A 6,284-nucleotide genomic window follows, 5' to 3' on the forward strand; every position below is an offset into this window, starting at 1 on the left:
GTGTAGGCGACCTTATTCCTGAATTTGAAAATGCCGCCTTTGCTCTCAAAAATCCGGGCGATATCAGCGAACCTGTGCTTTCGCCTTATGGTTGGCACATCATCAAACTGATTAGCAGAGGCAGAAAAGAAACTTTTGAAGAAGTAGAGGCATCTATTCGCAATCGCGTACAGAGAGACTCTCGTTCGGAAGTGAGCAAAAACTTGGTGCTGGCTCGCTTGCGTAAAGAAAATAATCTCAAAATCAACGATAAAGTTTTGAAAAAGGCAATAAGTGCCGTAGATACTTCACTACTTAAAGGAAATTGGGATTTCAAAGAAAACAAATTCTTGAAAGAAATTGTTGCAACCTTTGAAAACAAGCAGGTAGGGAAAAAACAAAATCTTTCGGTACGTGATTTTTATTTTTACCTAAAAACTCGTCAGCAACAACGCCCCGACCTCAAAGATGCCAAACATTATGCTAATTTGCTTTGGCAAAGATTTATTGATGATGAAACCGTGAATTTTGAAAAAAGTATTCTACCTGACAAATTCAATGAGTACAAAATGCTAACCCAAGAATATCGTGAAGGTATGATACTTTTTGCAATGATGAATGAAAAAGTTTGGGCAAAAGGCATCAAAGATACCACAGGAGCAAGGCAGTTTTATGAGAAAAATAAAGAAAAATATCGTTGGGGTGAGCGTGCCTTTGCTACTATTTTTGATGCGGCTAATGAAAATATTTTGAAACAAGTAGAAGAATACGCAGGCGAAAAGCCCCCTTACTTGCTGAAAGGTTATTTTGAAAACAATATCATCAAATATGCCAAAGACCAAATGAAATATGATGAGAGAGAGTATTTGGGGCTTATCAATGAAATAGGAGAGGCATTGAACAAGGACGCTAATCTGCTTTTAGAAATTTCGGGTTTTATGGATAAAAATGAGCGTCCTAAAACACTCTCAGCAGATAGAACCAAAGTTATTTTTGATTATCTGTATCAAATAAAACGTATCAATGCCAATCAGGCGATACGTAAAGACTTTGGTAGCTCTATGCCCGGCACTAAGAAAAATCCTAAACCCAATAGCCGTGTAGAACTGCAAATGTACTCTTATGCACTTTCAGGCATTGAAAAGGTTATCAATAAGAAAGATGCTTTGAACTTGAAAATTACAGACCTCAAACCCTACGAAAAAGGAACAAACGAACTGCTGAACGCTGTGCCTTGGAAGGAGGGCAAGCATCGTTTGCAACGCAATGGTAGGTTTTTCTTGGTGCATATCAGTAGCATAGAAGCCCCTCGTACCAAAACTTTTGAAGAAGCCCGAGGCAATATCATTCAAGATTATCAGGTATTTCTGGAAAATGAGTGGCTTGATGAACTGCAAAAGAAATACCCTGTAAAAATTCAAGAAGAAGAGTTCAAAAAATTAGTGAAAAAATAAGAAAAAATGCCTTTTTTGAAAACAGCCATTGAAGGACTTTTGCTTTTTGAGCCTCGTTTGTTTGAAGACGAACGAGGCTATTTCTATGAGAGTTTCAATCAGAAAGAGTTTTACAACGCCACATGTATAGATTTACCATTTGTACAAGATAATCATTCGCTTTCCAAGTTTGGCGTAATTCGAGGTTTGCACTTTCAAAAACCACCTTTTGAGCAGGCAAAGCTCATTAAGGTTATCAGAGGAAAAATTTTTGACGTAGCCGTAGATATTCGTCCTGATTCGCCAACGTATGGCAAATGGCTCGGTTTCGAACTTTCCGCAGAAAACAAAAAGCAGCTCTACATTCCTCGTGGTTTTGCTCACGGCTTTGTAGTGCTTTCGGAGTGGGCAGAAGTGCTTTACAAGTGCGATAATTACTATGCCCCCCAAGCCGAAGGAGGGATTATCTACAACGATAAAACCTTGCAAATTGATTGGCAAGTTGAGAGTAAAGATATTATTGTATCCACCAAAGATAGCCTCTTGCCCGCTTTTCAAGGGGGGTAAAAGGGCAAAAGGCAATATTTTTTAGAAATTGTAATTATTTACGTTCAAAAAGTCCAGTGTTTGATGTTCAAGCCTTTAAGGGCTTCATCTCCCATTTTTGTCTGATATTTCTCTAAAATCCAGTTTCCTGTATCTTGTTTCCTTTTTCCTGTTTCCTTCCTGCAAACTATACCTAAACAATCACCAGAAATGAATTCAATTTATTTCTTTTTGGGGGTAATCAGAGGATTTACTGAATTTTGCTCTTCATTGAGCATATAAGGCATTTGCCCATCGGTAATAATAACTTTGGTATTGGGCGATTTGGCAAGCTCTCGCCAAGCCTGAATGTATTGAAACTGCAAAATAAGGGGATTTAAGCCTTCGGCAAGAATTTTTTGGGCATCACGCGTACCCTGTGCTTCTATGATACGCCTTTGGGCTTCTAACTTTTCTTGCTCTAAAACAAATTGCATTCTTTGAGCTTCTTGCTCGGCTTGTAACTTGGCTTCAATGGCTTCTACCAACCTTTCAGGTAGTTTGATACTTTTGAGCAAAACAGCTTCTACAACAAATCCCTTTTCTTTCAAGAATTTATCTAAATCGGCGGCAATGGTTTGCTCTATGGTAGATCTTTCGGCGGTGTGGAGGTCTTTGGCAAAAAAACGGGCACTTACGTCGCGTATAGCCGACCTAAACGCAGGGGCAACCAAATTGTTTTCATAATTGGTGCCTATTTCTTTGAGAATAGAAACAATTTTGTTGGGTTGCACACGATATAGCAAAGTAACTTCCGTTTTCACGGTAAGACCTTCTTTGGTGGGCAAATCAGCAGTTACGGTGAAGTTGGTGGTGCGAGTAGGTACTTTAATCATTGTCGTTGTAAATGGATTGATTAGGTAAAAGCCACTATTCAGTGTTCTTTCACGCAATTTACCGAAACGGCGGCGGTAACCTACTTCATCTTGACGGATAGTTACACAGGCACTCAATACAGAAAAGGACAAAAAAATAAGAAAAAATCGCTTCATTTGGAGTATGATTTAGGTTTCATTTCTAAAACTTCTCTGGGTTCTAAATGTTTTTTCTTGGAGTAAAATTGTTTGTGTTCTTTTGCAAGCCTTTTATTAGCTTTGCAGGAAATCTTGATTTTATGCTTTTTTTACCTCAACCTTCTGAAAAAATTTTCACTACGATTGATTTGCCAGCTTCCAAAAGTGAAAGCAACCGAGTGCTTATTATAGAGGCTCTTGCCAAGTGGCAATACGTACAGAAAAAACTTGCTTTGCCCAAATATTCTATTCAGAATATTTCAGATGCTCGCGATACCAAAATTTTACAAAATTTACTCAAAAGTACAGCACCAAGGCTCAATGTACAAGATGCAGGAACAACAATGCGTTTCCTGACAGCCTTTTGTGCTGTAACCAACCGAAAAGCCATTTTAGAAGGCACTGAACGTATGCACCAAAGACCTATTGGTATTTTGGTAGAGGCTCTACAAGAGCTGGGAGCAGAAATCAATTATTTAGGAGGAAAAGGCTTTCCACCCTTACAAATTCAGGGTTTTCAGCAAAAGAAAAATAGCATTTCCATTCGTAGTGATGTGAGCAGTCAGTTTGTTTCGGCTTTGTTGATGATTGCACCTGTTATGAAAAATGGCTTGCAAATAACTTTGCAAAACAAAGTAAGTTCTTTACCCTATATCAAAATGACACTTTCTTTAATGAAAAACTTTGAAGTAGAAAGTAAGTGGAATGAAAATATTGTTACAATTCAGCCACAACTTTATCAGATGAAAGATTTTGCAATAGAAGCAGACTGGTCGGCGGCGAGCTATTGGTATAGTGTAGCTACACTGGCAAAGGAGGCAGAAATTTTTTTACCTTACCTCAAAAAAAATTCTTTACAAGGGGATAGTCAGATTGCTACCATAATGGAATTTTTTGGTATAAAAACTTTTTACGAAAAAAATGGTGTTAGAATCTGCAAGATAGGTGAGCCCGAGACAAATTTTTTTGAATACGATTTCAGTAACCAGCCTGATTTGGCACAAACCCTTGTAGCTTTGTGTGTTGGAAAAAACATAACACTGATAGCCAAAGGCGTAGAAAGTCTGAAAATCAAAGAAACTGACCGCTTGCAAGCCTTGCAAAATGAAGTCAGAAAGTTTGGTTTTCAATTTTATGAAATTGCTGAAAATACTTGGAAACTGGAAAAAGTAGAAGTATTAGACTTTTCAGAGGGAGCAGTGGATATAGCTACCTACCAAGACCATAGAATGGCAATGGCTTTCGCTCCGCTCAGCTATCGGTGTGCTTTACAAATAGAAAATCCAGAGGTAGTAGAAAAATCTTATCCTAACTTTTGGCAAGAATGGAAAAAGATAAATTGAGTGCCTATTGGCGGTAAGAAACAGGAAACAGGATTTAGAACATTAGATATTTAGACGTAGTAAAACTTTCACATTAAACGCTTGAACCTTTGAAATTTTGAACGTAAATAGTTACTTTTTTTTTTAATTTTGCGAGGCTAAACACTAACAAACAATGAAAACCTTATACATAGCTCGGCACGCTGAAGCCGAAAGTGGCTACAAAGACTTTGAGCGGGCATTGAGCCCCAACGGATACAAACAAGCAATGAACGTTGGAAAACAACTTTTTGAAAGAAATGCCAGAATTCAGCAGATTTGGGCAAGCTCTGCGGTGCGTACTCTTACCACGGCTCAAATTTTTGCAGAGCAAATACGCTTTGATAGCGATTTGATTCAGACCCAAGATGAACTATACAATGCCAGCCTTCGTATTTGGCTCAAACTTATTCAATCTTTTAATGATAACCACAAGGAAATCTTGATAGTAGGGCATAACCCTCATATTTCTTACCTTGTTGAATTTCTTACAGGTGATGTTTTTGAGGGACTAGGAACTTCTCATATCGCCGTAGTATATTCCTCTAAAAGTTGGAGGGAGTGGAGCGAAAAAGCAGTTAGTCTGGAAAGTATCATCAAGCCTATTGATGAGAATTTTGAAAAAATTTCTATTTGAAAAGCCATTTTTTGAAACATTTTCAAAAATTTTTACGTAAATAGAGTAGAGTATCTCATTTCCACTTTTAACCCTAAAAATTTATGAAAAAAAACTTGTTATTTCTCTTGATGGCTTTTGTCGTAGCCGCTTCTTGTAAGAAAAAGGAAGATGTGCCAACCCTTTCTGAAAAACAAAGACTGATTTTGGGCAAATGGCAACAATTGGAGGTCATAGATATCAATGCAGGAGGAAATAATCTTTTAGGACCTTGCGAGGTTGCCAATCCTACCGTGTTTGATTTCAGAACTGACGGCAGATGCTATGTAAGTAGCCCTAATAATTCTTGCTTTAACGACCCCAATCGCAATTCTCCTTATGCTATCAGTGCCGATGGAACTATTATTGTGATAGAGGGATTGCTTTACAACATTGAAACCCTCACCAATACTGAATTTATTTTTACTTTTGGCAATAGAAACAATCCAAGTTTTAGACAAAAGTGGAGAAAAATTCAGTAAAACAGAGGCTATAAAAGAAATCTCAAAAACGCTAAATCTTTTGCAAGATTTAGCGTTTTTCTTTGTAAAATGCTATCTTTGTACTCAATCCCCATACTACAAACCTATGTTCGTTGTTTATACTTCTTCGGCAGGTTCAGGAAAAACCTACACGCTCACCAAAGAATACTTGAAACTTGCTTTGGCAAGCTACGAAAGCGAAAATGGATTTAATCCACAATATTTTCGGAAAATTTTGGCAATTACTTTTACCAAAGATGCCGCCCAAGAAATGAAAAGCAGGGTGCTAACCAAACTGCTTGCTTTTTGGCAAAATCAGGATAAAGATTTACAAAATATCATAGCCCAAGAATTGGGTATTGATACAGAAACCTTACGCAAACGTGCCAAAGACGCTTTTGAGCAAATTATTTATCATTACTCTGATTTTTCCATCGGCACGATAGATAGCTTTACCAATAAGGTTATTTCTGCTTTTACACAAGAGTTAAATATTCCAAGTAGTTATGAACTGGACTTGGACACCAAAGCTCTTACGCATAATGCTGTTGATGAACTGATAGCGAAAGTAGGTAGCCAGCAGGCTGATGATGTAACGAACTTTTTGCTGGAATTTGTAAAAAATGAAGTAGAAAATGGCGAAAATTGGCGAAATATACATCATAAATTAGCTCAATTCACGGGGGAGTTGTATCAGGAACGCTCTCGTCCTATTGCTCGCAAACTTGCCCAAAAAGAACTGAAAAGCTATCACCAGTCTATCAAAGCTCTGGAAA

At 37.7% G+C, this 6,284-nt stretch carries 7 protein-coding genes; 6 read left to right on the plus strand and 1 reads right to left on the minus strand.

Translation table 11 applies throughout. The features are described from left to right. The coding region (locus ACWITO_RS13640) for a peptidylprolyl isomerase (protein ID WP_448530544.1) at positions 1–1,433 on the plus strand (1,433 nt) is incomplete at its 5' end. 6 nt (positions 1,434–1,439) lie between these two features. Then, on the plus strand, positions 1,440–1,979 hold the full coding sequence (rfbC, locus tag ACWITO_RS13645) for a dTDP-4-dehydrorhamnose 3,5-epimerase (protein ID WP_448530545.1): 540 nt from the start codon (positions 1,440–1,442) through the stop codon (positions 1,977–1,979). Between the two features lie 200 nt (positions 1,980–2,179). Here the strand turns inward: rfbC and ACWITO_RS13650 are convergent, their stop codons facing one another. Further along, complete coding sequence (locus ACWITO_RS13650) at positions 2,180–2,989, minus strand: prohibitin family protein (protein ID WP_448530546.1); 810 nt, start codon at positions 2,987–2,989, stop codon at positions 2,180–2,182. 122 nt (positions 2,990–3,111) lie between these two features. Here ACWITO_RS13650 and ACWITO_RS13655 point away from each other — a divergent pair, with 122 nt between their 5' ends. The 4 genes from ACWITO_RS13655 to ACWITO_RS13670 all read left to right on the plus strand — a co-directional run. Then, positions 3,112–4,353 (plus strand): 3-phosphoshikimate 1-carboxyvinyltransferase, encoded by a 1,242-nt coding sequence (locus ACWITO_RS13655; RefSeq protein WP_448530547.1) that lies wholly within the window; start codon positions 3,112–3,114, stop codon positions 4,351–4,353. A 154-nt stretch (positions 4,354–4,507) separates the two neighbouring features. Next, positions 4,508–5,008: a SixA phosphatase family protein gene (locus ACWITO_RS13660; protein ID WP_448530548.1), complete on the plus strand. Its 501-nt coding sequence runs from the start codon at positions 4,508–4,510 to the stop codon at positions 5,006–5,008. An 83-nt stretch (positions 5,009–5,091) separates the two neighbouring features. Further along, complete coding sequence (locus tag ACWITO_RS13665; RefSeq protein ID WP_448530549.1) at positions 5,092–5,508, plus strand: hypothetical protein; 417 nt, start codon at positions 5,092–5,094, stop codon at positions 5,506–5,508. A 106-nt stretch (positions 5,509–5,614) separates the two neighbouring features. Beyond that, a partial coding sequence (locus ACWITO_RS13670) for a UvrD-helicase domain-containing protein (RefSeq protein WP_448530550.1) occupies positions 5,615–6,284 on the plus strand: 670 nt, incomplete at its 3' end.

Source organism: Raineya sp. (genome assembly GCF_053497555.1).